The sequence below is a fragment of the Flavobacterium gyeonganense genome (assembly GCF_029625295.1).
Lineage (GTDB): Bacteria > Bacteroidota > Bacteroidia > Flavobacteriales > Flavobacteriaceae > Flavobacterium > Flavobacterium gyeonganense.
Genome location: NZ_CP121112.1, coordinates 2,705,305 through 2,729,600, shown reverse-complemented (window position 1 = coordinate 2,729,600; position 24,296 = coordinate 2,705,305). Strand labels below are relative to the sequence as shown.

Here is a 24,296-nt window from a genome sequence, read left to right as displayed (position 1 = left end):
TTTTAATTCCTATATTTGCATCCTCAAAAAAATAGTACATCATTTATAAAATAAAAACAGGAAAGAAAATGACGAAAGCAGATATCGTAGCGAAGATTTCAGAGAAACTAGGTCTTGAAAAAGGAGACGTTCAGGCAACAGTTGAAACTTTTATGGAAGAAGTTAAGACTTCATTAGAAACTGGTGACAATGTTTACCTAAGAGGTTTCGGAAGTTTCATCGTAAAGACCAGAGCTGAGAAAACAGGAAGAAACATCTCTAAAAATACCACAATCAAAATTCCTGCACACAATATTCCTGCTTTTAAACCTGCAAAAGTTTTTGTAGAGGGAGTAAAAACAAACAACGAAGCAAAATAACACTATTAATTAATCATAAAATCGATACGATATGCCAAGTGGTAAAAAAAGAAAGAGACATAAGGTAGCTACTCACAAAAGAAAAAAAAGAGCGAGAGCTAACCGTCACAAAAAGAAAAAGTAGTTTTAAACTACTTTTTTCTTTTTAAACGTTCATTGAAATTTGGGAAATTTCAAAAATTCCAAAAAATAAAATCCAAAATCCAAAAATTAAGAAATCACTATAGATTTCAATTGGAATTTGAAATTTAAAATTTGGAGATTAAAATTTTCCCTCCGGGTTAATACCTGTTAAAAATATTGTTTAATCCATCCTTGTAGAAGTTGATGGTTTTTGGTTTTGGTTTTTGGTTTTTTACCATCAACTATCAACAAATAACTAACAACCAATTCACGGATAAAAATTTACAGAGTGAATAAAGAATTGATCATTAGATCTAGTTCTGAAGCCGTAGATTTTGCCTTATTAAAAGATGGAAAACTAATTGAATTACACAAGGAACAAGAGACAAGCAACTTTCAGGTTGGTGATATTTTTATTGCCAAAATACGAAAACCAGTTGCCGGACTTAATGCTGCTTTTGTAAATGTTGGCTTCGAAAAAGATGCCTTTTTACATTATCACGATTTAGGTCCAAACTTAGCTTCCCAGCTGAAATTCATAAAACTTGTAAGCGCAGGTAAATTAAAAGATTTCTCCCTAAAGACCTTTCAGTTTGAAAAAGAGATTGACAAAGATGGCATCATTACTGATATTTTAAGTGCCAATCAATCTGTCTTAGTACAAGTTGTAAAAGAACCTATATCGACCAAAGGCCCAAGAATAAGCGCTGAGCTTTCACTGGCAGGAAGATTTATAGTTCTCGTTCCGTTTTCTGACCGTGTTTCTATTTCACAAAAAATAGAAGACAAAAAAGAAAAGGACCGCTTAAAAAAACTTGTTCTATCGATCAAACCTAAAGGATTTGGTGTTATTGTTCGTACAGTAGCCGAAGGCAAAAATACAGCCGAATTAGAAAAAGATTTGCAGAACCTGCTTGGCAGATGGACTGCAATGTGTAAAAAATTACCAACTGCTCACCATCCATCCAAAGTATTAGGAGAACTTAACAGAGCTTCTTCAATATTGAGGGATGTTTTCAATGATACCTTTAGCGGTATCCAGATAGATGATGAAGAGTTGTACCATCAAACGAAGGATTATCTGCAAGAAATTGCACCTTCAAAACAATCAATTGTGAAGTTTTATCAATCAAACGACACTCCGATTTTTGAGAAATACAATATAGAGAGACAAATCAAAACTTCATTTGGAAGAACGGTTTCGATGAGCAAAGGCGCTTATCTTATAATAGAACACACTGAAGCTCTTCACGTTATAGACGTAAACAGCGGAAACCGTTCTAATAAAGCGACCAATCAGGAAGATACCGCCATGGAAGTGAATATGATTGCTGCTGCTGAAATTGCCAGACAACTTCGTTTGCGTGATATGGGTGGAATAATCGTAGTTGATTTTATCGATATGTCTAATCCTGAAAACAGGAAAGTTTTGTTCGACTTCTTGCGAGAAGAAATGAGCGACGATAAAGCAAAACATAAAATATTACCGCCAAGTAAATTTGGTTTAGTCCAGATTACAAGACAGCGCGTAAGACCAGAAGTTAATATTAAAACCAGAGAAGAAGATCCTAACAATGAAAATGGCGAAATTGAAGCGCCAATTTTAATCATTGATAAAATCGCACTGGATTTAGACCGACTTTTAAAAACCCACAAAAATGTTGTACTTAATGTACACCCGTTTGTGGCTGCTTACCTCAGTAAAGGTTTTCCATCCTTACGTTCAAAATGGTTTTTTGAACATAAGAAATGGGTGAAAATCATACCTCGTGACGCTTACACGTACTTAGAATATCATTTCTACGATAAAAAAGGAAATGTTATTTCAGAATAAAACAAAAACCGCCTTTCGTGAGATTGGCGGTTTTTTTATGCTTTTTTTAGTCACGAATTACACATGTGCACGAATTCTTTTGTATAATTTCGTAGCTAAATATTTTTATTCGAAAGAATTTCACATTTGGAATTTGGGATTTAAAAAAATTGGAATTTCTTTTTTTATTCCCTAACAATTTCAATTCTGAGTCTGATTTCATTCCCTGAAGCATCAACAACGGTAACATAATGTATTCCCGAAGTTGGTGTAATAGGTAATTCATGAAATGTTTTGGTTGTGGCTTTGTAAACATTATCGACATACCAAAACAACTCTTTATCTCTTTCAGAATAAGCGACTTTTAAAATTACGGGCTGTACATTACTGTTAAAATCCTTCGTTAAATAAATCTTACTGTTTGCTTTGGGATAAATAAAGTCCATTGTTGTGGTTTGCGTTCCTTCGCAGCCTTCTTTAAATGGAGGCAAAGGCAAATATTCAATATGCTGGCTTTTATAATACCACGCCATAACAGGAGGCAGTACAAACCAGTTTTTAGTGACAATATTATCAATACTTTCACAGCTGCTGTTTACCTGAAACTGTTCTGTTTTATCTAAATGAACGGTTTTATGATACGGACAAACTTTGGTCGATTTCCCTTTTTTAGGAACCCATTGTTTGATTTTCGGACAATTATCTTTTGCCAGATAACCGCTTAATCGGCATACTTCAACTTCTGCTAAATCATTGTAGGGTGTATCAAACCATCTTTGTCTTGGCAGTAAATTAAAAACATCAAACAAAATTGGCGCTGAGCTTGTAACGCCAGTCAAAGTTGGTCTACCTTCGCCTGTTGCATTTCCAACCCAAACTCCAACTACATATCTTGAATTGGTTCCAATCGCCCATGCATCCCTGTTTCCGAAACTGGTTCCTGTTTTCCAGGCAATTTTAAGCGAACTGTCATAAAACTTCCAGGCTTCGTCTCCTTCCGGTCTGTTGACTTCTTCCATTGCGTTATACGTAAGCCAAATTGATCCTGCTCCCAAAATATTCTTTTGATTCGTTTGTGAACCAAAGTCGGATTTAAAATCATTTTTATAATTGAGCTCAGTAAACTCGTTAGTTCTGTATTGCCCTTTGTTTTTATTGAAATAATTAACCGTTGATGAAAGATTGGCATACGTTCGGCATAAATCCCATAAATTACTTTCTGCGCCTCCTAAAATCAGTGACAATCCGTAATGATCTGGCGTTTTATTGATATTCTTTAATTTGAACTTTTGCAGTTCTTCATAAAATTTATTTACACCAAAATCCTGAAGCATTAAAACTGCCGGAATATTCAATGACCGCGACAATGCCCGATGTGCCGGAACAGCTCCGTCAAATGTCAAATTAAAATTCTGTGGTGTATACCCAGAAATCTGCGTTGGAATATCGGCAATTAAAGTATTCGGCAGTAATTCACCATCATCCAGCATAGCGCCATATAAAAGTGGTTTCAGGATACTTCCTGTACTTCTTGGTGCATCGATAATATCGACATCTTTTTGATGATCTGCATCTGCCGGAGAGTTTCCAACATAACTCATCACATTTCTGTTCTGAACATCAATTACCAAAATAGCAAGATTGTGAACTTCATTCTGCCTGTATTGATTGTAATAATATCGCGCTATTTGATTGACCCTGTTTTGTAAAGCGTGATCAATTGTGGTTTTGACTCTTGTTCCTTCTTCATTTTTAGCCACTCTTTGAAGTAAATGTGGCGCAATTTGAGGCAAATCATATGGTTTTTGAGGCAATGGCTCTTCAATCGAAAGTTCGTATGTCTGCCTGTCGATTATACCTTCCTGATGCAATTTTAATAAAAGCCGGTTCCGTTTATTTAAAAGTTTAATTTGATTTTTTCCCGGATAAATCAGACTTGGTGCATTTGGCAAAACGGCTAAAACAGCATTTTCTGCCCATGAAAGCTGATTAGACTGAACACCAAAATAACGCCATGAAGCCATTTCCAGTCCGACAACATTTCCTCCAAATGGTGCGTGTGCTACGTACATTTCAAGAATTTTATTTTTAGAATACCCTAATTCTAATCGGGTAGCCAGAATAATTTCTATTATTTTTTCGAAATAGGTTCTATTTTTTCCTTTCCGGGATAATCGTATTACTTGTTGTGTCAAGGTACTTCCCCCTCTGACTACTTTTCCGGCTTTTCTGTTTTGTTTAAAAGCATTAATCATCGCACCTGGATTGAAACCGGGATGTTTATAGAAATATTCGTCTTCAAAATAAACAATACATTTCTTGAATTTGTCCGGAACGCTATCCTGTGCAGGAAAACGCCATTGCCCGTCATCAGCTATTTTCGCGCCAAGCAGTTCTCCTTCTTTGCTTTCTATAACGGTGGAATAGGGTTCTTTGAATAATGTTCGGGGAAGGGAAAAATAGTAAATCAGCAAGAGCAGAAATACAATTGCTGATTTGATTTTGTTTTTTTTGATCCAGTTTATAATGCTTTTTGAGAACGCTATTAATTTATTTTTCAACGTAGTAATTATTTAACCGCAAAGGCGCAAAGTTATTCGTAAAGTTCGTAAAGTTTTTTTGCTCGCAGATTTAGCAGATTTTATTTTTATCTGCCTGATCTGCAAAATCTGCGAGAAACTTTATTTTACCACCTCAACCCAGAATCCTTTTGTTCTTGCTAAGAATGTATTATCGTACATCGCTTCACATTGCAATCCAGGCAAGTAATAATTTCCTAAATACGATGCGTTCAGCAGAATACGGAAAACTTTGGTTTCCCTTGCTTTCATTCCGAAATAGAAATTCGTTCTATCATCACGGATATCAATATAATCAGCAATGTTGTTTACAGCATCTCCATAATCAGTGAAACGGGTATTTACAATCTCGAATCCTGAAGGCAGAATTTGTGATAATGCTACATTTTGAACGCTTTCTCCCCTTTGGTTTTTAATCGTAACCTCAGCAACAAATTCAGTTCCCTGATTAATTTTCGAAACATTGATCACGCTTCCTTTTCTGTTTTTGAAAACAATAGAAGCCGTAACATCGCTTTGAACTGCATTTTCCTGACCGATTGGCAGAATTCCAGTATTCAATACCCGAACATAAATTGTATTTGCTTTATTGTTTTTCAGCGTAATACTATTTGCACCCGAAGCAACAGACAAACTACGATCTGCAACTGATTTACCTGTATTTATTATTTCGCCTTTTCCGTTTTTACTAAACTGGATATTGATTCCTTTAGGACCGTTGCTCACCGCAAATTTCGACATTGCATACAAGCAATAAGCCGTTGTTTGTGTACTCATCCATTGATTAGCCGACATTTCTTTGGCTAGTTTTACTGCTGTTGTAAAAGCTTTTTGCTTTTGCCCCAGAAGAAGCATCGTTTCTAAAGCCATTGCTCGGTTTCTTTCGCTTGAACCATAATAGTAGTAGCTGTAACCATCTGAACTTCCGTCGATACTTGTCCGTAAAAACAAACTTTGTCCAGCCGATTTTTGTCCAGCCAAAACATAAGCCGCTGCTAAACGAAGCATACTTTCATTCGAAATTCCTTTTGTCTCTCTCAATCTGTTCATTGCTGATAAATCGGCATTTCCTGCTAAAGCCAAAGTGTACAAACGATAGGCCTGAGCTAAATCATTTCCATATTTCGGTTCAAAACGCCATTGTTTTGCTTCACGTTGCTGGTAGGAAATCCATTTTGATTTGAAATTAATTGGCAATACATATCCTTTTTTCTCCGCTTCAATTAAGAAATGTCCGGCGTAAGAAGTTCCCCAGTCATCTGCAATTGCATTGCCCTGCCAGTAAGGCATCCCGCCATTTGACAATTGGAAATTACCCAATCTTGCAATTCCGGCAGCAATATTTTTCTGAATCAGATCTTTGCGTTTCGCATCAATATCAGCTACATCTGCTAAATACAATTGCGGGAAAACAGAGGAAGTTGTCTGCTCTACACAACCGTGTGGATATTGAATCAAGAATTGCAATCTTCCGTTCAGATTCATCGATGGCATTGACGAAACTTCCAATCTTGCTTTATTACTTCCGGCAATTCCAAATGTTTTCCATGAAATTGTTTTAGTACTGTTTGGCGTTAAAACAACATCAGTAAAAGTACTCGTAACCGGATTTGGATTGGTCATATCGATTTCGACATCATAAACGGATTTCTCGCTTCCTGAAGTCGCAATTATTTGAACTTTTGCAATTCCGGTTGCAGATCCTACAACCAAATTAAAATAAGCCATTTTTTCATCCGGCTGTTTAAAGTTCAGCCTCTGAACTACACTTCCTACTACTTTCAACCCGTTACTTGTTTTAACCTGAACGGAAACATTTTTAATTTTGTTTTCAGTTGCAAAAACGGTTACAGGGAGTGTTACTTTTTCTGATGGCGAAATTTTTCTTGGCAACGATGCCAAAACCATCAGCGGACTTTTAACCGGAGTTGCTTTTTCTACGCTTCCGTAAGCGCTTGTATTTGCATCTCCCGCCACAACCATTGTTCGGACTGAACCAATATATTTTGGCAATTTTAATTGATGGGATTTCGTTTCTCCTTTTCCTAATTTAAATGGTCCGTAGTACAATACAACTGGTTTAAAACGGTTTGCTTTCTTCGCTTTTCCGCCACCTAAATCCTGATCTCCACCAATACTGAAAATTTGGTTTATTTTTCCGCCGTAAGCTCCAATTACATCATCATAAATATCCCAGGTTTTTACGCCCAAAGCTTCACGAACATAGAAACTATCCCAGGCATTTGGCGTTTTAAAACGGGTTAAATCTAAAAGTCCTTCATCGACAACGGCAATGGTGTAGGTCATTTCTTTACCTGTTTTTTCGCCTACTTTTACCGTAAATGGCTGTTCTGGTTTTAAAACGTCCGGCATATTAATCGTTGGTGCCAAAATCGTGTTTTTATCTACCACTTCGATCGGAACAATTCCGTACATACGAATAGGCGAATCGTTTTTCGTCGAAGCGTGAGGCTGTAACAACGTAATATTGAAATATACGTTTGGTGCCATTTCTCCAGTAATTGGAACTTCAACTTTAGTTTCTCCTTTTTTAGTTTCTGCCCAGATAGTCTGCACTACTCTTGATCCGTTTTCGATTGAAATTAAAGCACGTCCGCCTTCACTTGAAGGGAAAGAAATCTGCGCTTTTTCTCCAACAGCATAATTCTTTTTATCTGTAGAAAAAACCAGCATATTGGCTGTAGAAGCATCTCTGTTTCGCGTTTTCCCGGACCAGATTGGCCAGTCTATATTTACGGTTAACGAAGTAGCATGACCATCTTGCTGATCTTCCACACGAATCAAATAACGTCCCCATTCTTCATCTGTTAAAGCAAACTGGAAGCTTCCTTTTCCGCTGGAATCGGTATTTATTATAGTGGATTTATAGGATGTTGTAGCATTCGACGAATTGTAATTCGATAAATTATCACTTGAAGAATCCCACCACCATCTCCATTCAACTTTATAGATTCTCACTTCCAGATTCCGAACCGATTTTGGCCTTCCGTTTTCATCAACCGTTACGACTTCAAAACGATTATTGGTTCTGGTTTCCAGCATTCCGTATTTATTAGGTTCCGGCGATTTGATTCCGACATACGTTTTATAAGGCGAATAAGTTGTTGACATTACATCAGTACTAAAATCACCTCCTTCTTCATACACTTTTGTAATGAAGGATGCACGAAGCATTCCAGGCGCCTGACCTTGTAATCTTGGCTGGATATTAACCGAAGCTTTTCCACTTTCATTTAATTTCCCTGAGAAAACATTGATTTCTTCTGTACTAAACTGACGTGCTAAATCATCAAAAGTATATTTTTCATATCCTTTGAAAGTTGTTGCTTGCTGAGAGAATTTTGCCTGCATTTCTACATTCAAATTCTTCGCAATGGCTCCGTGCAGCCAGGTTACTTCCAGATTATCTGTATTTGGATAGGATGAAGAAAGTGTTTTTCTGCTAAACGTATTTTTGATTTTTAAACGATTTGGCTTGATCGTTTCAATCTTAATGCTCTTATAGAATTTTGCTCCCCCAACGCTTACCATTGCTTCCCAGTTTCCTGTTGGTGCATCTTGGTTTGTCGGAACTATAAAAGCGTAATGATTTAATTCATTCGTTTTTTGAACCGTCTGATAAACCGTTTTTCCGTTCGGATCGTTTAATCTGAATTTAATTGGATGCGACTTTGGCAATTTATTTGCTGCATCATTAAAAATAAATGATAGATACAAATTATCACCCGGGCGCCAAACGCCTCTTTCTCCATAAATAAAACCTTTCAGACCTTTTTGCAGAGTTTCACCGGCAACATCAAAATTACTGACAGACAACGAAAGTCCGTCATCCAGCTTCACATAAGTCGATTGATCTCCTAAAGTAACTATAGCAAAATAAGCGAATTTATCGAGTTGAAAAGATGCAATTCCATCACTATCTGTACTTCCACTAGTAATTTTCTGCTGTTGAAAATTATATAAATCCACTTTCGCATTCGAAACCGGTTCTGTTGTTACAATATTATTTACTGCAAATAAATACGATTTATTTTCGCCTCTCTTTGCAATTACGCCTAAATCTGTCGCAAGAATATTGGTTGCAATTTTAGCATTATAATAATATGAACCAGAACATGGATCCTGACTTTCTCTCCAGTCATAATCATCATAGTAATAATCGTCGTACGAATTTCCGCTATAATTTACATCATTTTCATCAACCTCTTCTTCCTCTTCCTGATTTGAATCTTCGTCTGAAGTTTCACATTTGTATAACGAATATTTTCTTTTGTATTCAAACTCCACTCGGTATATCGCCCCCGGTTCCGGTTTTATAATTTTAGACAAGTCTAAAGCGTACGTATTCCATTTGGTTAAATTTACAAGCGTACTTTCTTTTAAGTTGAGTGTTGTTTTGGCAATTGGCTGTGCCACCTTCTTGAGATTCTGAGCTCCGTTTAATTCATTATACTGAAGAAACTGCAGAATATTATTTTTGTAAATTTTATAAACCTTTACGTCAACTGCACTAAGATTTACAGCCTCAAAATTCAATTTTAAATTATTTGAACTTGGCAGAATCGTTCCATTTTTAATAAAACGTACATTTGGTTTTATCTGGTCAAAAGAGATTTTTTCTGTGTAATTTGCTTCCAGTTTTTTGCCATACTGGCTTTCAATTCCCTGAAAAACTTCTAATAATAATTCTCCTGTAATAACTTGTTCCGGTTCTTCATCCGGAACATATTCAACAGCTTCTTCTACAACAGCGGCAGCTGAATCAACTGCAACAGACGCTGAATCTACTACAACAGCAGCAGAATCCACAGCAGCAACAACTGGTTCTACTACAGCTACAACTACCGGCTCTTCCTTTTTAGGGGCATTTTGATTCGTAAAATAAACTTTCAGTAAATTTCCCTGAGTAGAAAATTTCAAATTATTAGTATTCTGAATTGAAACTAATCCTGCAAAATCCTGCCCTTTTTCCAAAGGTTCAGAAAAATTGATTACAACCGACTGATTATTACCATCAGGAACCTCAACTTTTACAACTTTAAACTCGTTGATACTCGTAATCGGAAAATCGATTTGTCCTTTCTGATCGATATCAAAATCATCTCCGTCATAAATAATTTCAAGATTTGTGGCTTCAGAATAACGCTGGATACTATCAATTATAAAATGAAACTCTTTGCCCGAAGCCGGATTTCTGTCAAACTTAATTTTAAGATCATTTCCTTTTTGTCTGGCTTCAACTAATTTTTTTGCTGTTTCCAAATCAATATTATCTGCCGTTTTTAAAACACAGTTTAAATATTGATATTCTTTGCTGTATGACTGAATATCTGCTGTATTTATAGTAAAATCCTGTTTAACGGTTTTAACTGTAAAATTAAATTTTGAAAGTTCCTTTTCTTTCTCTTTTGGAATTGCAGTCAGCTTATCTAAGTTTAGAGTTACCTGATATTCTGTTCCCGGTTTTAGTTTTTTCTCCGGGATAAAAGCTAAGGTATTAGTCGAAAGCGCTACCACTCTTCCACTTACATTTGGAGAAATATCAAACAAATCGTCATCCAGTTCCTGATTCGGTTTCCAGTCGTTTTTATCAAAAGCCAAAACCACACGAATATCAGAATCGGAAGAAACAATTCCGCCGGTAAAGCTGACTATATAGTCTTTAAATAGTGAAAAATCGGAATTAAAATCTGCAGCTGATTTTCTTCCGCAGGATTGAAAAATAAAAAACACAGAGAGCACGAGAAATAATCCTTTTTTCACTTGATTTAGAGTTAATGGGTTAGAAAACTATAAAATTAACAGAATTTACTATTAATTGCATAACAGTAAAAAGTAATTTAAATTATGTTAAAAGTAAAATATTTTTAGAAGAAATTTCCTTATGATAATTATTTAACTTTTGTTGAAGTTTTATTATCATTCTTAAAGCTCAGAACCTAATTTTGATAAAACTTTGTCCATTTCAAGAAAGTGTTTTTCGGTATTTGAGGAATAATGCATTTGATTATCGTTTATGATAACAATTACATCATCTGAATGATTTCCATAGAATTTTATTCCTTCAACCCATTGGGTAAACGAAACTCCTTTTACCGTAAAATTCTGAGCAATGAAATCTAATTCGTTTGGTTCGATTTTATAAAATGTATCACAAGTAAATTCTAATGCAAAACCTGCTTGTAAAAATGCCATTGCAGTAAAAAAATCTGATAAAGTTTCTGTTTCAAGATTCCATTCTTTTTCATCATAACTCATGTAAACAGGCGGATTTGATTTTGACAAATCATCTTTATGGATTGCCCAAACACAAGCCTTTTGATTTTCAGAATAAAATATCAAATAATCATCGTTTTTGTAATATTGAAAGCGTTGTGGGACAATCAATAAATCTTGGGTATGATTTAAGTTTTGTATTTTACCTAATTCAGTATAATAATCTACAAAAACATCAGGAAGTTGTCCAAAAATATCTTTTACAACTTGAATTTCAACATTTGTAAAACCATTTGGCTGCATAATATGAAATAATTTTTTTATTACTAAAAAATCTGTCATGCTCTTTAGAATTATTTTCGTCTTTCGATAAAAAAACGCTTCATTAAATCAGCTGCTTCATTAGCCATTATACCAGAAACAACAGTAGTTTTGGGATGCAGTTTTGTTCCCATAGCCATAAAACCTCTCTGTTCATCTCTGGCTCCAAAAACAATTTTTGAAATCTGGCTCCAGTACAACGCACCGGTACACATCTGACAAGGTTCCAGAGTAACATACAGCGTGCAATCCTTTAAATATTTCCCTCCCAGAAAATTTGCTGCTGCGGTTATCGACTGCATTTCGGCATGTGCTGTAACATCGTTTAACAATTCCGTTAAATTATGACTGCTTGCAATCACTTTATCAGCCACAACAATCACAGCTCCAACAGGAATCTCGCCTTTATTAAAAGCCATTTCAGCTTCTTGCAAAGCTTTTTTCATAAAATATTCGTCGGTGAAAGGATTTATCATAACTGCAAAAATAGGACTTTTCCACTTTATTTTTATTACTTTTAAATCCTCAAATTCAAGCATGGAAAGAAATTACAAAATCACCATATCGGAACCTTGCCAGGAAAACTGGGACAAGATGACGCCAAAGGATAATGGCCGTTTCTGTATGAACTGTTCTAAAACGGTGGTTGATTTTACTGCCATGCTTCCGAATGAAATTCAGCGTTTCTTTATTCAAAATCAAAATGCAAGTATTTGCGGCAGATTTAAAAAATCACAATTAGATTCTATTACTATTCAAATTCCGGATCGCATTTTATATTCTCAAACGCATTATCATAAAATATTTTTACTGGCATTGTTTATTGTGATGGGAACAAGCTTGTTTAGCTGTGCCGATAAAGATGGAAACAAAAAGAAAATTGATAAGATTGAAGTTGTTGAGGATAACAAATCACAACAAAACAACAGCGAAAAAATACCATCAGAAAATAGCGAATCCATTGAAGTCTCAGTTTCACAAAAAAACACTCGTGTCAAATTTGTAAAACCAACACCTACAGATTGTGGAGAAACAACATATGGTAACGACAACAAATCTTCATCAAAAACAATTTTGCAAGATTCTATTGTAGAAGCAGATATTTATATCACAGGAGCTGCAATTGAAACAACTCCATATTATCCTGGTGGGATTAATAATTTTTATCAGTTTTTAGTAAACGAACTTAAACTTCCTGAAGAAATCGAAAGTCCAAAGTCCAGAATTATAGTTTCGTTTATAATAGAAAAGGATGGTTCCCTGTCATCATTTGAATTCCCAAAAAAGGCAGAACCAAAAATAGAAGCAGAAATAACACATGTTTTAAAATTGTATCCCAAATGGCAATCGGGAGAACAAAATGGTAAAAAAAACACGAACCAAATATAGTTTACCAATATCATTTCAATAATGAAAAGTAATTGTAAAATAACAATCCCAAAATCCTTTAATGAAAACCGAAATAAGATGACAGTCCAAAATCCAAATCTCATTTTATACATACAGACATACTATTATAAAATATTTTTTATATTTTTTATTCTTTTCATTAGCAAACCTTTGTGTGGCTGTACCGATAAAAACAACAAAAAACAAAATAACGAAATTGAAGTCGTTGATACAGAAACGCATAATATCAACAAATCCAAACCGATTCCTCACTCCTCTCAGCTATCAAAAAAAGATGACTTGGAACTTCCTGAAAAAAATATTGAAATTAATAAAGAAGAAGTTATTCCATCTAAAACAACTTCTCTCAAAAACACCCCTAATCATTCCCTTTCATCACCAGCAAGGGAAAATCTTGTAAAATCTGTAACATCTAAAGAAAATAAAACCCTGCAGTCTGAGAAAACGAAGAATGAGAAAAACAGCTCTGCAAAAACCATGATTAAAGCTACCCCTACTGGAGAAATTCCATCTCAGATCAATGCAGAATTCCCCGGTGGAATCGAACAGTTTCACAATTTTTTCATGAAAGAATATAAAAAACCGGAGGGTGCAAGTTATTGGAAAATTAATCTTAATCTCGCATTTGCAGTAGAAAAAAATGGTACAGTTTCACTTCTTGAATGTTCGCCGGCAGTTGAAGATTCTGTGGAGAAAGAAATAATCAGAGTTCTCAGCTTATGCCCTAAATGGAAACCAGGAGAATTCAACGGAAAAAAAATCAAAATGCAATATTCTGTTCCTCTTTTTTTGAAATAAGACTCATCCAAAAAAATTAAATTTAAAACCGTAAATTTGCTTTTTATCCTTACAATGAAAAGCAATTTACTTTCAGGTATCTACAATCCCGCCGATTTACGCCTCTTAAAAGAAGAGCAGCTTGTACAAGTTGCTCAGGAATTACGTCAATTTATTATTGAGGTGGTTTCGGTAAAAGAAGGACATTTGGGCGCCAGTTTAGGCGTGGTAGAACTTACAATTGCATTGCATTACGTCTTTAACACTCCTGATGATTTATTAGTTTGGGATGTTGGACATCAGGCTTACGGGCATAAAATTTTGACCAAAAGAAGAGAAAATTTTCACACCAACAGACAGCTTGGCGGCGTTTCGGGATTTCCAAAAAGAGACGAAAGTATTTATGATCCTTTTGGCGTTGGGCACTCTTCAACATCAATTTCTGCGGCACTCGGAATGGCGATTGCTTCTAAATTAAAAGGCGATTTTGACAAAGAACACATTGCAGTAATTGGCGATGCTTCAATCGCAAGCGGAATGGCATTTGAAGGTTTAAACCATGCCGGAGTTACAGATGCTAATATTCTGGTCATATTAAACGATAATGCAATCGGAATCGATCCCAGTGTCGGAGCTTTAAAAAAATATCTGACAGCGGTTAAAAACGGAAAAAATCCGAAACAAAATAACATCATCAAATCTTTAAATTTTGATTATTCAGGTCCAATAGACGGGCATGATCTTCCGTTATTAATAAAAGAATTAAATCGTTTAAAAAAGACAAAAGGGCCAAAGTTCCTTCATATTGTTACCACAAAAGGAAAAGGTCTGCAGCAGGCTGAAGAGAATCAGGTGAAATATCATGCGCCGGGAAAATTTGATGCATTAACTGGAGAAATTCATTTAAAATCTGAAGAGAATCTGCCTCCAAAATATCAGGATGTTTTTGGATTGACTATTTTAGATTTAGCCAAAAAAAACGAAAAAATCATTGGAATAACCCCTGCGATGCCATCAGGAAGTTCTTTAAAATTCATGATGGATGAAATTCCTGAACGTGCTTTTGACGTTGGAATTGCCGAACAGCATGCTGTGACACTTGCTGCCGGAATGGCAACACAAGGCATGATTGTATATTGCAATATCTATTCTACTTTTTTACAACGTGCTTATGATCAGGTAATTCATGACGTTGCTTTACAAAATTTACCGGTTATTTTTTGTTTAGACAGAGCCGGTCTGGTTGGCGAAGACGGAGCAACTCATCATGGTGCTTATGATATTGCTTATTTAAGAGCGATCCCTAATATGATTATTTATGCGCCAATTAATGAAATTGCCCTTCAAAATATTTTGTATACTGTCCAGTTGGGATTAGATCATCCAATAGCAATTCGATATCCGCGTGGTCGTGGTGTTTTGCCAAACTGGGGAAAAGAAAATTTCGGACATTACAATACTGTCCCGATTGGAAAAGCAAATTGTTTAAAAGACGGAACAAAAACAGCTGTTTTATCTACCGGTGCGATTGGAAATAATGTAATTGCTGCCTTAAAAGAATTAGAAAATCCTCAAACAATTGCCCATTACGATTTTCCTTTTATAAAACCTTTAGACAATGATTTGTTAGACAAAATATTAGCTTCTTTTGATAATATCATTACTATTGAGGACGGCACAAAAATTGGTGGTTTGGGAAGTGCGGTTTTAGAATATGCAACAGCAAATAATTTTGTGAAGAAAATAGAAATTTTGGGTATTCCGGACATTTTCATCGAACATGGCACAGTAATTGAGCAACAACATTTTTGCAAAATTGACGTTAAAAGTCTTGTAAATCTTTTTAAAAAATTATAAAATAAGTATTTTGCACGGCCGAAAAGAAATTAAAAGTTAAACATAATGAAATTACTCCGCTCTACCCTTTTTTTATTCATTATTTTATTTACAGCTAACAGTTTTTCTCAAATTATCAGAACGACATTAGATCCTGGGCAAATAGCCCCACCTCCTTCTAACTGGACTAAAAAAAACAAACTTGGTTTTGATATTTCAGAAATTGCGTTTGTTAACTGGAGTGCAGGGGGAACAAGTTCTGTTTCAGGACTTTTTAAGGGCGAGTTTACCAGAACCTACAATAAAGACAATCATAAATGGTTTAATGAACTTATTGTAAAATACGGAATGAATAAACAAGATGGTACCGAACTAAGAAAAACGGATGATGCTATCCAGTTTAACTCCACTTATGGTTTTAGAAAAGATACTATCTCTAATTGGTTTTATTCCGCAAAATTCAATTTCAATACTCAGTTTACCAACGGTTACCGATATCCAAACAGGGATGTAGCAATCTCTAAACCTTTTGCTCCCGCTTATATCTTTCTGGGAGCCGGAGCAGAAAATTCAGATAAGAAAAAGAACAGAACCTTTTATTTCTCCCCAATCACGTTAAAAACCACTTTAGTATTAGATCAGGATTTAGCAGATCAGGGAGCTTTTGGTGTTAAAAAAGCGGTTTATGCTACCGACCCTCTTGACCCTAATAACCAAATTTTAATTGAAGAAGGCCAGAAAGTAAAAGCTGAGTTCGGTATCTTATTTACAGGCTACATGAAAAGCGAGATTTACAAAAATGTTTTTTACGAAAACAGACTGACTTTATATACTGATTATTTAAACCGCTTTGGAAATGTTGATATCGATTATGATACTCGTTTAGATCTTGTGGTTAATGCTTATGTAAAAGCAAATATTGGTGTTCATCTCGTTTATGACGATGATATTAAAACTAAAAAAGATGTTGTTGACCCTGTCTCAGGTTCAAAATCACAAATTGATGATGGACCAAGAATGCAATTAAGACAAGTTCTGGGTGTTGGCCTTGTATATGCTTTTTAAAATGGATTAACTTTTTTTCTGCCGTTAATCATTTCATATAATTCTAACGCATTTCCATCCGTTAAAAGGGAAACGTAGTGACAAATATGAAGCAGACGCTCATATAAATTACCTTTTTCCAAATGATGTTTTTCAGGAAGCATCTTCAGGATTAATTTATCGTAATTTGAAGCAGTTCCTTCATATTTGTTATTAAAAGCGGTAATAAATTTATCCAGCAAAGTCTGAATTATTTGATAGCCTACAATTTCTTTCTCAATTACTTCACGGCTTTGGTAGATTTTATCGATACTTAGTTTGATAATATCATTCATCTGTGCCTTATATTTGCTTTTATCTGTTAAGGCAAAAGGGAAATTTCCTGCCAGGATTTCTTCTTCGTTTTCAATAAAAACTTCTACAGCATCATTAATCAAAGCTCCAATCGCCAAAGCACGAAGATAACTGATTCGGTCTTCTTTGGTTTCTAATAAATTGTATTTATCAACACCTATATTATCTTTTACCAGTTTGATGAGGTATTCTAAAGCATAATCTTCAGAAACCAAACCTAAATTTATGCCATCTTCAAAATCAATTATGGTATAACAGATATCGTCTGCCGCTTCAACCAGATAGGCAAGAGGATGTCTTTCAAAGCCAATATCTCCCTCTTCTTTGTTCGAAATCAAGCCCATATCTTCTGCAACTTCCTGAAAGAAAACTTTATCCGCCTGAAAGAAACCGTATTTTTTATCGGCAATATTATTAGTCGGTTTTTTAGGAAGGCTTTCTTTTGGATATTTCATAAAAGCGCCAAGAGTTGCATACGAAATTCTAAGCCCGCCTTCTATTCCAGGGCGGCTTCCGGTTAGGACCGAAAATCCATTGGCATTTCCTTCAAAATCAATCAGGTCCTGCCACTGTTTTGCAGTAAGTTTATCTTTGTATCTTAATCCTTTTCCACTTGAGAAATATTCTCCAATAGCTTTTTCACCAGAATGTCCAAATGGCGGATTCCCGATATCATGGGCCAACGAAGCCGCAGCCACAATGGCTCCGAAATCATTCATATGATAACCGTGAACTTCTTTTAAATAAGGGTACTTCTCTATAATTTTTTTCCCAACCAGGCGTCCTAAGGAACGTCCTACAACTGAAACTTCTAAACTATGCGTCAATCTGGTATGCACAAAATCTGTTTTAGAAAGCGGAATCACCTGTGTTTTATCCTGCAGAGACCGAAATGCAGACGAAAAGATGATTCGGTCATAATCGACCTCAAAACCTAAACGCGTATCATCTTGTTCTATACGTAATCTTTTGCTTGTGTCACCTTGTTTTTTAAGAGATAAAAGTTGTTCCCAGTTCATTATGATTTCAGATTGTGGATTTATGATTTAGATTACTGATCTAAACTTCAAAAATACATTTTATTTTACGATTTTATAATGATTAAAACTCCAGTGCCGTGCTATGTTTGATTTCGCCCATTACAAAAATACTATTCGTATTTCCGATATTTTCTATCGTTGACAATTTATTCATTACAAAATCCTGATAACTAGCCATATCCTGTACCAGAATCTTTAGCATAAAATCATAATCACCGGCAATATTATAACATTCTATAATTTCAGGAAGTGCTACAATATCTTTTACAAAATTACTTCCCACATTTTTTGCGTGTTCTTTTAACCGCACATTGCAAAAAACAATCATCCCCCGATTCATTTTTTTCTGTCCAGAAGCGCAACATATTTTGTAATGTAACCATCACGTTCTAACCTTTTTATACGTTCATAAACTGGTGTCACTGTCAGAAATAATTTACTGGCGAGATCTTTTGTGTTGATATTTGAGTTTTCCTGTAAGTGTTTTAGGATCAACAAATCGGTTTTATCTAAATTTTCCATAGTAATTTTTACGGTTAGAAATCGTTTTTCAATAATTCATCAGTAATATAATCTTTAAAAAGGCATTTTTAAAAATCAATTTACTTAAATAATACTCAAATATAAGTTTTAAAAACCATAAATGTATATTTGTTTAGTAAAAAATACTGAAGCACAATGAAGACAAATAATTTAGGTTACCCAAGAATTGGCAGCAACAGAGAACTAAAAAAAGCCTCTGAATTGTACTGGGCGGGAAAAATTTCAGCTGATGAACTGATTGACACCGGAAAAGAAATCCGTCTTAAAAACTGGAAATTACAATCGGATACAGGAGTTGATCTGATTCCGTCAAATGATTTTTCGTTTTACGATCAGGTCTTGGATTTAACTTTGACAGTTGGGGCCATTCCGGAACGTTACTATGAATTCGCTAAATCAAATTCATCGCTTGACTTGTATTTTGTTATGGCAAGAGGAGCACAAAAAAACGGCCAGGATGTTGTTGCGATGGAAATGACCAAATGGTTTGACACCAACTACCATTACATCGTTCCTGAATTCACAAAAAACCAAAAATTCGAATTGTTTTCAGAAAAAATAGTCCATGAATTTAAAGAAGCGAAAGATATAGGCGTGAAAACAAAACCTGTTTTAATCGGGCCTGTTTCTTATTTATTATTAGGAAAAGAGAAAGAAGAAGGTTTTCACCGAATTGATCTTCTGGATAAACTGCTTCCGGTTTATTTTGAAATCCTGGAGAGATTACAAGCAGAAAATGCTGAATATATTCAATTTGACGAGCCCTTCTTAGCTTTAAATTTAACTGATAAAGAGAGAAGCGCTTTCACAAAAGTGTACAACGAAATCAATAATCGGTTTCCAAAACTTAAAGTTGTTTTAGCGAATTACTTTGACTGTTTTGGAGAAAATATAGAAACCGCTTTGGCTCTTCCGGTTGATACTCTCCATTTAGATTTAGTTCGTTGCCCTTTACAATTAGATGATATTTTAGAATCCGGAAAATTAGCTTCAAACGTAAATCTTTCTTTAGGAGTTGTAGATGGAAGAAATATCTGGAAAAATGATTTTGTAAAATCGTTAGAATTAATCCAAAAAGCAACGGCTGTATTGGGAGAAAACAGGATTTTAGTTGCTCCGTCCTGCTCCTTAATTCACAGTCCTTGCGATTTGGATTTAGAAACAAACAATCAGACATTAACGCCGGAAATCAAACAATGGCTGGCTTTCGCAAAACAAAAAATCAACGAAATTGTATTGTTGAAACAATTTGCTTCAAAAGAAGTTGACGTTAAATTATCAGCTGATTATGAAAGAAATATAGTGGCAAACGAAAACCGCAAAACCTCAAAATTAATTCATAATGACGAAGTAAAAAAGCGTGTTGCCAACATTACGGCTTCTGATGATAAACGCAAAAATAATTTTGCTGTCCGCAGAAAAAGCCAGATTGAAGCTTTAAAACTGCCTTTATTCCCAACCACCACCATTGGATCTTTTCCTCAGACAACTGAAGTGAGAAGCTGGAGAGCCAAATTCAAAAAAGGAGAATTGACCGCCGAACAATACAATGATTTAATCGAAAAAGAAACGGAAGCTACCATTCGTTTTCAGGAAGAAACCGGAATCGACGTTTTAGTTCACGGCGAATTTGAGCGCAACGATATGGTGGAATATTTTGGCGAACAATTAGCCGGATTTACGTTTACCAAAAACGGCTGGGTACAAAGTTACGGAAGCCGCTGTGTAAAACCTCCTGTTATTTACGGAGACGTTTCAAGACCAAACCCAATGACAGTAAAATGGTCGAAATATGCACAATCTTTGACTCCAAAATGGGTAAAAGGAATGTTGACAGGACCTGTAACCATCATGCAATGGTCATTCGTTCGCAACGATCAGCCACGTTCTGAAACCTGTACCCAGATTGCTTTGGCAATTCGTGATGAAGTTGTGGATTTGGAAAAAGCCGGAATCAAAATTATTCAAATTGATGAGCCTGCCATTCGTGAAGGTTTGCCATTGCGAAAAGAAGAATGGGCAACCTATTTAGACTGGGCTGTAAAAGCATTTAGAATTTCTGCTTCCGGTGTAAATGATGATACGCAAATTCACACACACATGTGTTACAGCGAGTTCAATGATATCATTCAAAACATTGCTGATATGGACGCTGACGTTATCACTATTGAATGTTCCCGCTCTCAAATGGAACTATTAGATGCTTTTGCAGATTTTAACTATCCAAACGAAATTGGACCGGGAGTTTACGATATTCACTCGCCGCGTGTTCCTTCAAGCGAAGAAATGGTGAAATTGCTAGAGAAAGCTTCAGCGGTAATTCCCGTAGATCAGTTATGGGTTAATCCGGATTGCGGTCTTAAAACACGCCATTGGGATGAAACAAAAAAAGCTTTAATTGCAATGGTTACAGCCGCTCAGGAAATGAGAGCTGCAATCGAATATCCTGTAAGTTTATAATGCCTTTTAAATAATTTCTTGTTTTATTGTCAACAGGTGAAGTCGGACTCTTGTAGTTATGATTCGTTCCGGCTTCACTTTGTTGGCATTTTTTTTGAAGCAGAGACATCTTCATTAGTATAAAACCTCTCCCGCTATTCACTATATCTTTTTCCGGCTAAAGGAGCCAGAAAAAGGATGTCGTTCCTATCGGGGCTAAATCAAAGGCTTTCGTTTTCATTATTGTTTTCTGTTTTTTAAGGCCAACCTTTTAAATTTTCAATTTAATTAAGTTCAATAAAGAACAAAATTTAGCAACCGATACTATTTCTGTTTATTTTTGCAGTAAATAAAAAGTCATGTCGATAGAAGTAAACAACATATCAAAAAGTTACGGAACTCAAAAAGCATTAGATGCTATTTCATTCTCGATTCAAAAAGGGGAAATAGTTGGATTTCTTGGTCCAAATGGTGCCGGAAAATCTACTTTAATGAAGATTTTGACCACTTATTTACTTGCAGATGATGGCTCAGCTTTAGTAAATGGCCAGGATGTTTTGGCAAATACAAAAGAGGTCCAGCGTTCTATTGGCTATTTACCAGAACATAATCCTCTATATTTAGATTTATATGTTCGTGAATATTTGGCTTTTAATGCCGATGTTTATAAAGTGAATAAATCCAGAATCGAAGAAGTGATTCAACTCACAGGACTATCACCGGAGAGCCATAAAAAAATCAGTCAGTTATCAAAAGGATACCGTCAGCGTGTAGGTCTTGCCAATGCCCTATTACACAATCCTGATGTGTTGATTCTGGACGAACCGACTACAGGATTAGATCCGAATCAATTGATTGAAATTAGAAATGTGATTAAAAATGTTGGTAAAGATAAAACCGTATTTCTGTCAACTCACATCATGCAGGAAGTAGAGGCCATTTGTGACCGCGTGATCATTATTGACAAAGGAAAAATTGTAGCAGATAAAAAACTGGACCATTTAATTTCGGCAGATAAAGAACAGGTAATCGAAGTTGAATTTGATTATAAAATTGAAGAACAGGCAATTGCTGCAATCCCGCATTTAAAATCGTTTAAAAACATACACGATTGTCTTTGGGAATTAACTTTCCTGTCAGATAAAGACATGAGACCCGCTGTTTTTGATTTTGCACACGATAATGGATTAAAAACTTTGCAGCTTAATCAGAAAAATAAAAACCTGGAAGCTGTTTTCAGGGAGATTACCAAATAGGTTTTAAGACTCATCACAAAAGAGGAAGCCGTACAGATACGGTTTCCTCTTTTTTTATAATAACAAATTACAGTAAAAACTTATATTATAAAGAAACAGCAATATTGTCTGCTTCAAATAAACTTTATTTTCATAAATAAAAAAACTCGTGACATCGTACTTCATTAAGTATAAAATTAATAAATGTAAATAACACAAATATCACTAAATTCCGGTATTACCTATCATTTTTTTTAACTCTATTTTTACGCTCTTATCATTTTTAAAGTTAAAAAAATTGAAATTCATTTATTATCTTAATAATACATTAAATATTCTGTTGTTATTTACTGTTATTATTGTAACACTCGTTAATACCGAATGTTTTTACACCTCAACAGCTGTTGCTTATTACGGATTTTGTATCACTGTTTTTCTCTTTACAATTATCTCTTTTTTTCTCCTGTCCAAAAAGATTTTAAATTCAAAACACCTGTTGTTTTGTTCGGAATATGGAGTATGTATGTCTTATGCAATTATATGACAAATAAAGCAACGCTGGTTTTCACCATTTATAGTATTGCTCTCTATTTTCTATTTATTAGCGCAACTCGTATTTTTAGCAAAACTGACTTCAAATCGAGACAATTTTTAATGGGGGTTGCAGGAATTGCCATTATGGAATCTTTACATTGTCTTCTCCAGTTTTTGGGTATATTCAAAAGTGCAAATAAATTTTTCCAGGTTACAGGCAGTTGGAATAATCCCAATGTCACGGCTATCTTTTTAGCGCTTACAATACCAATTTTTCTATACCTATTTCAGACCCGATACAGAAAATTATTCTTAACAGGCTTTTTGTTTCTGCTAATTGCAATGCTACTGCTTAAATGCCGAACAGCCTTTATTGGAACCATTTTATCAATACTTGTCTTCTATAGCTTAGAGTATAAGTTAGCAGATTGGTTAAAAAACAAAAAAAACAGTATTACCGTCAAAGCGGTATTTATCTTAGCAATAATGATCGGTTTTGCTTTAAGTTCAAGTTTATATAATGCAAAAAAAGATTCTGCCGATGGACGGAAATTCATATGGAAAGTATCTACACAAATGGCTGCCGAAAAACCATTAACGGGTTATGGCTACGGTTATTTTGAGAAAGAATACAATTTATATCAGGCAAACTATATTCAAAAAAGAAAAGCAACTACCGAAGAATTAACCAATGCTGGGCCTGTGATTATGCCTCATAATGAAATCCTTCAAAATACAGTTGAAGGCGGGAGCATTGGTCTTCTGTTAATTTCTCTATTTTTTGGTTCTTTACTTTTTAGCTTAAAACAAAGAAACAGAATAAATCAAGATGATATCAATCAGGATAATGATTTACAGACCAACAGTTTTTTCAATTTAGCCTATGCGGGGATAGTAGCCTTTATGACAATGTCAATGGTAAATTCTACTATGCAAATTGTACCTGTAATGTGCATGGGAATAATCTATGCCTCCATTATTTGCAGCACTTTAAAAAATTTAAAGTTTTCTCTATATCTTACTTTCATTGAAAAAAACAGGGCATTTCCTATCCTTACTAAAATTGTAGTGGCATCAGTCAGTTTGTATGCATCTTATCTGATTTTTGGAATGGCTTCGGCTGACATACAAAACAAAAAAGCGAAACTCTCAAAAGAAGCAGGACATTATGAACAAGCCTTACAAATCATATCTCCTTTAGAGATTTGCTTACAAGAAGATCCTAATTATTGGAAAAACTATGGTGCCATTTATTTTGAAAAACAATTATACCAAAAGTCTTTAGACTGTTTTCAAAAAGCAAGAGCATTAAGCTCGTTACCGGATATTTATTTAGGAACTGGGATTTGTTATGAAAGACTAAAACAATATCCGCAGGCGGTTAAGCAATACGAAATACTTAGTGCTTTGTATCCGATAAAGTTCTCGTATCGAATGAGACTTCTAAAAGGGTACCTAAAAAACAATAAAACTTCTAAAGCAGCGGCTCTGGCAGAGGAAATTATTCAGCTTCAACCAAAAATACCATCCGAAAAAGTGAATCAGTATAAAAAAAGGTGTCAGATTTTGTTAAACAATTTCGAGCAGGCAAAATTCAAACAAAATGAAATAAACCAAAAATCGAGAATCAATTAAAGTATAAAAATTAAAAT

The 24,296-nt window shown here is 35.0% G+C and carries 14 protein-coding genes and 1 pseudogene; 9 read left to right on the top strand and 6 right to left on the bottom strand.

What is annotated here, in order from left to right; translation table 11 throughout:
• Positions 1-68: 68 nt before the first annotated feature.
• Both P5P89_RS11880 and P5P89_RS11875 read left to right on the top strand, forming a co-directional pair.
• The gene (locus P5P89_RS11880) at positions 69-359 is read left to right on the top strand and encodes an HU family DNA-binding protein (RefSeq protein WP_007805026.1); all 291 of its coding nucleotides are present in this window, start codon (positions 69-71) and stop codon (positions 357-359) included.
• Positions 360-771: 412 nt separating this feature from the next.
• The gene (locus P5P89_RS11875) at positions 772-2,316 is read left to right on the top strand and encodes a ribonuclease E/G (protein WP_269234594.1); all 1,545 of its coding nucleotides are present in this window, start codon (positions 772-774) and stop codon (positions 2,314-2,316) included.
• A 164-nt stretch (positions 2,317-2,480) separates the two neighbouring features.
• Here P5P89_RS11875 and pbpC read toward each other — a convergent pair whose 3' ends face one another.
• The 4 genes from pbpC to P5P89_RS11855 form a co-directional block, all read right to left on the bottom strand.
• Entirely contained in the window at positions 2,481-4,856 is a 2,376-nt protein-coding gene (gene pbpC, locus P5P89_RS11870; protein WP_278008522.1) for a penicillin-binding protein 1C, read from the bottom strand.
• A gap of 120 nt (positions 4,857-4,976) precedes the next feature.
• Positions 4,977-10,658: an alpha-2-macroglobulin family protein gene (locus P5P89_RS11865; RefSeq protein ID WP_278008521.1), complete on the bottom strand. Its 5,682-nt coding sequence runs from the start codon at positions 10,656-10,658 to the stop codon at positions 4,977-4,979.
• A gap of 162 nt (positions 10,659-10,820) precedes the next feature.
• Positions 10,821-11,453, bottom strand: coding sequence for a hypothetical protein (locus P5P89_RS11860; protein ID WP_278008520.1), 633 nt, complete (start codon positions 11,451-11,453; stop codon positions 10,821-10,823).
• Between the two features lie 11 nt (positions 11,454-11,464).
• Positions 11,465-11,908, bottom strand: a complete 444-nt coding sequence (locus P5P89_RS11855; protein ID WP_278008519.1) for a nucleoside deaminase — start codon at positions 11,906-11,908, stop codon at positions 11,465-11,467.
• 61 nt (positions 11,909-11,969) lie between these two features.
• Here P5P89_RS11855 and P5P89_RS11850 point away from each other — a divergent pair, with 61 nt between their 5' ends.
• The 4 genes from P5P89_RS11850 (at position 11,970) to P5P89_RS11835 (ending at position 16,520) form a co-directional block, all read left to right on the top strand.
• On the top strand, positions 11,970-12,821 hold the full coding sequence (locus tag P5P89_RS11850) for a hypothetical protein (RefSeq protein WP_278008518.1): 852 nt from the start codon (positions 11,970-11,972) through the stop codon (positions 12,819-12,821).
• A gap of 78 nt (positions 12,822-12,899) precedes the next feature.
• Complete coding sequence (locus tag P5P89_RS11845; protein ID WP_278008517.1) at positions 12,900-13,640, top strand: hypothetical protein; 741 nt, start codon at positions 12,900-12,902, stop codon at positions 13,638-13,640.
• 54 nt (positions 13,641-13,694) lie between these two features.
• The gene (locus tag P5P89_RS11840) at positions 13,695-15,476 is read left to right on the top strand and encodes a 1-deoxy-D-xylulose-5-phosphate synthase (protein WP_278008516.1); all 1,782 of its coding nucleotides are present in this window, start codon (positions 13,695-13,697) and stop codon (positions 15,474-15,476) included.
• Positions 15,477-15,521: 45 nt separating this feature from the next.
• A complete protein-coding gene (locus tag P5P89_RS11835) occupies positions 15,522-16,520 on the top strand; it encodes a DUF3078 domain-containing protein (protein ID WP_278008515.1) in 999 nt (332 codons plus the stop codon).
• On the opposite strand, the gene P5P89_RS11830 is transcribed toward P5P89_RS11835, so the two are convergent.
• Positions 16,517-17,872 (bottom strand): deoxyguanosinetriphosphate triphosphohydrolase, encoded by a 1,356-nt coding sequence (locus tag P5P89_RS11830; RefSeq protein WP_278008513.1) that lies wholly within the window; start codon positions 17,870-17,872, stop codon positions 16,517-16,519. The genes P5P89_RS11835 and P5P89_RS11830 overlap by 4 nt on opposite strands.
• A gap of 82 nt (positions 17,873-17,954) precedes the next feature.
• Positions 17,955-18,415 (bottom strand): annotated as a pseudogene (locus P5P89_RS11825) (Lrp/AsnC family transcriptional regulator).
• A 156-nt stretch (positions 18,416-18,571) separates the two neighbouring features.
• Here P5P89_RS11825 and metE point away from each other — a divergent pair.
• The 3 genes from metE to P5P89_RS11810 all read left to right on the top strand — a co-directional run bounded on the left by metE (position 18,572) and on the right by P5P89_RS11810 (position 24,279).
• Positions 18,572-20,896 carry a 5-methyltetrahydropteroyltriglutamate--homocysteine S-methyltransferase gene (gene metE / locus P5P89_RS11820; protein ID WP_278008512.1) on the top strand — a complete coding sequence of 775 codons (2,325 nt, stop codon included), beginning with the start codon at positions 18,572-18,574 and terminating at the stop codon, positions 20,894-20,896.
• 338 nt (positions 20,897-21,234) lie between these two features.
• The gene (gldA, locus tag P5P89_RS11815; protein WP_278008511.1) at positions 21,235-22,131 is read left to right on the top strand and encodes a gliding motility-associated ABC transporter ATP-binding subunit GldA; all 897 of its coding nucleotides are present in this window, start codon (positions 21,235-21,237) and stop codon (positions 22,129-22,131) included.
• A 360-nt stretch (positions 22,132-22,491) separates the two neighbouring features.
• On the top strand, positions 22,492-24,279 hold the full coding sequence (locus P5P89_RS11810) for an O-antigen ligase family protein (RefSeq protein ID WP_340696476.1): 1,788 nt from the start codon (positions 22,492-22,494) through the stop codon (positions 24,277-24,279).
• Positions 24,280-24,296 lie beyond the last annotated feature (17 nt).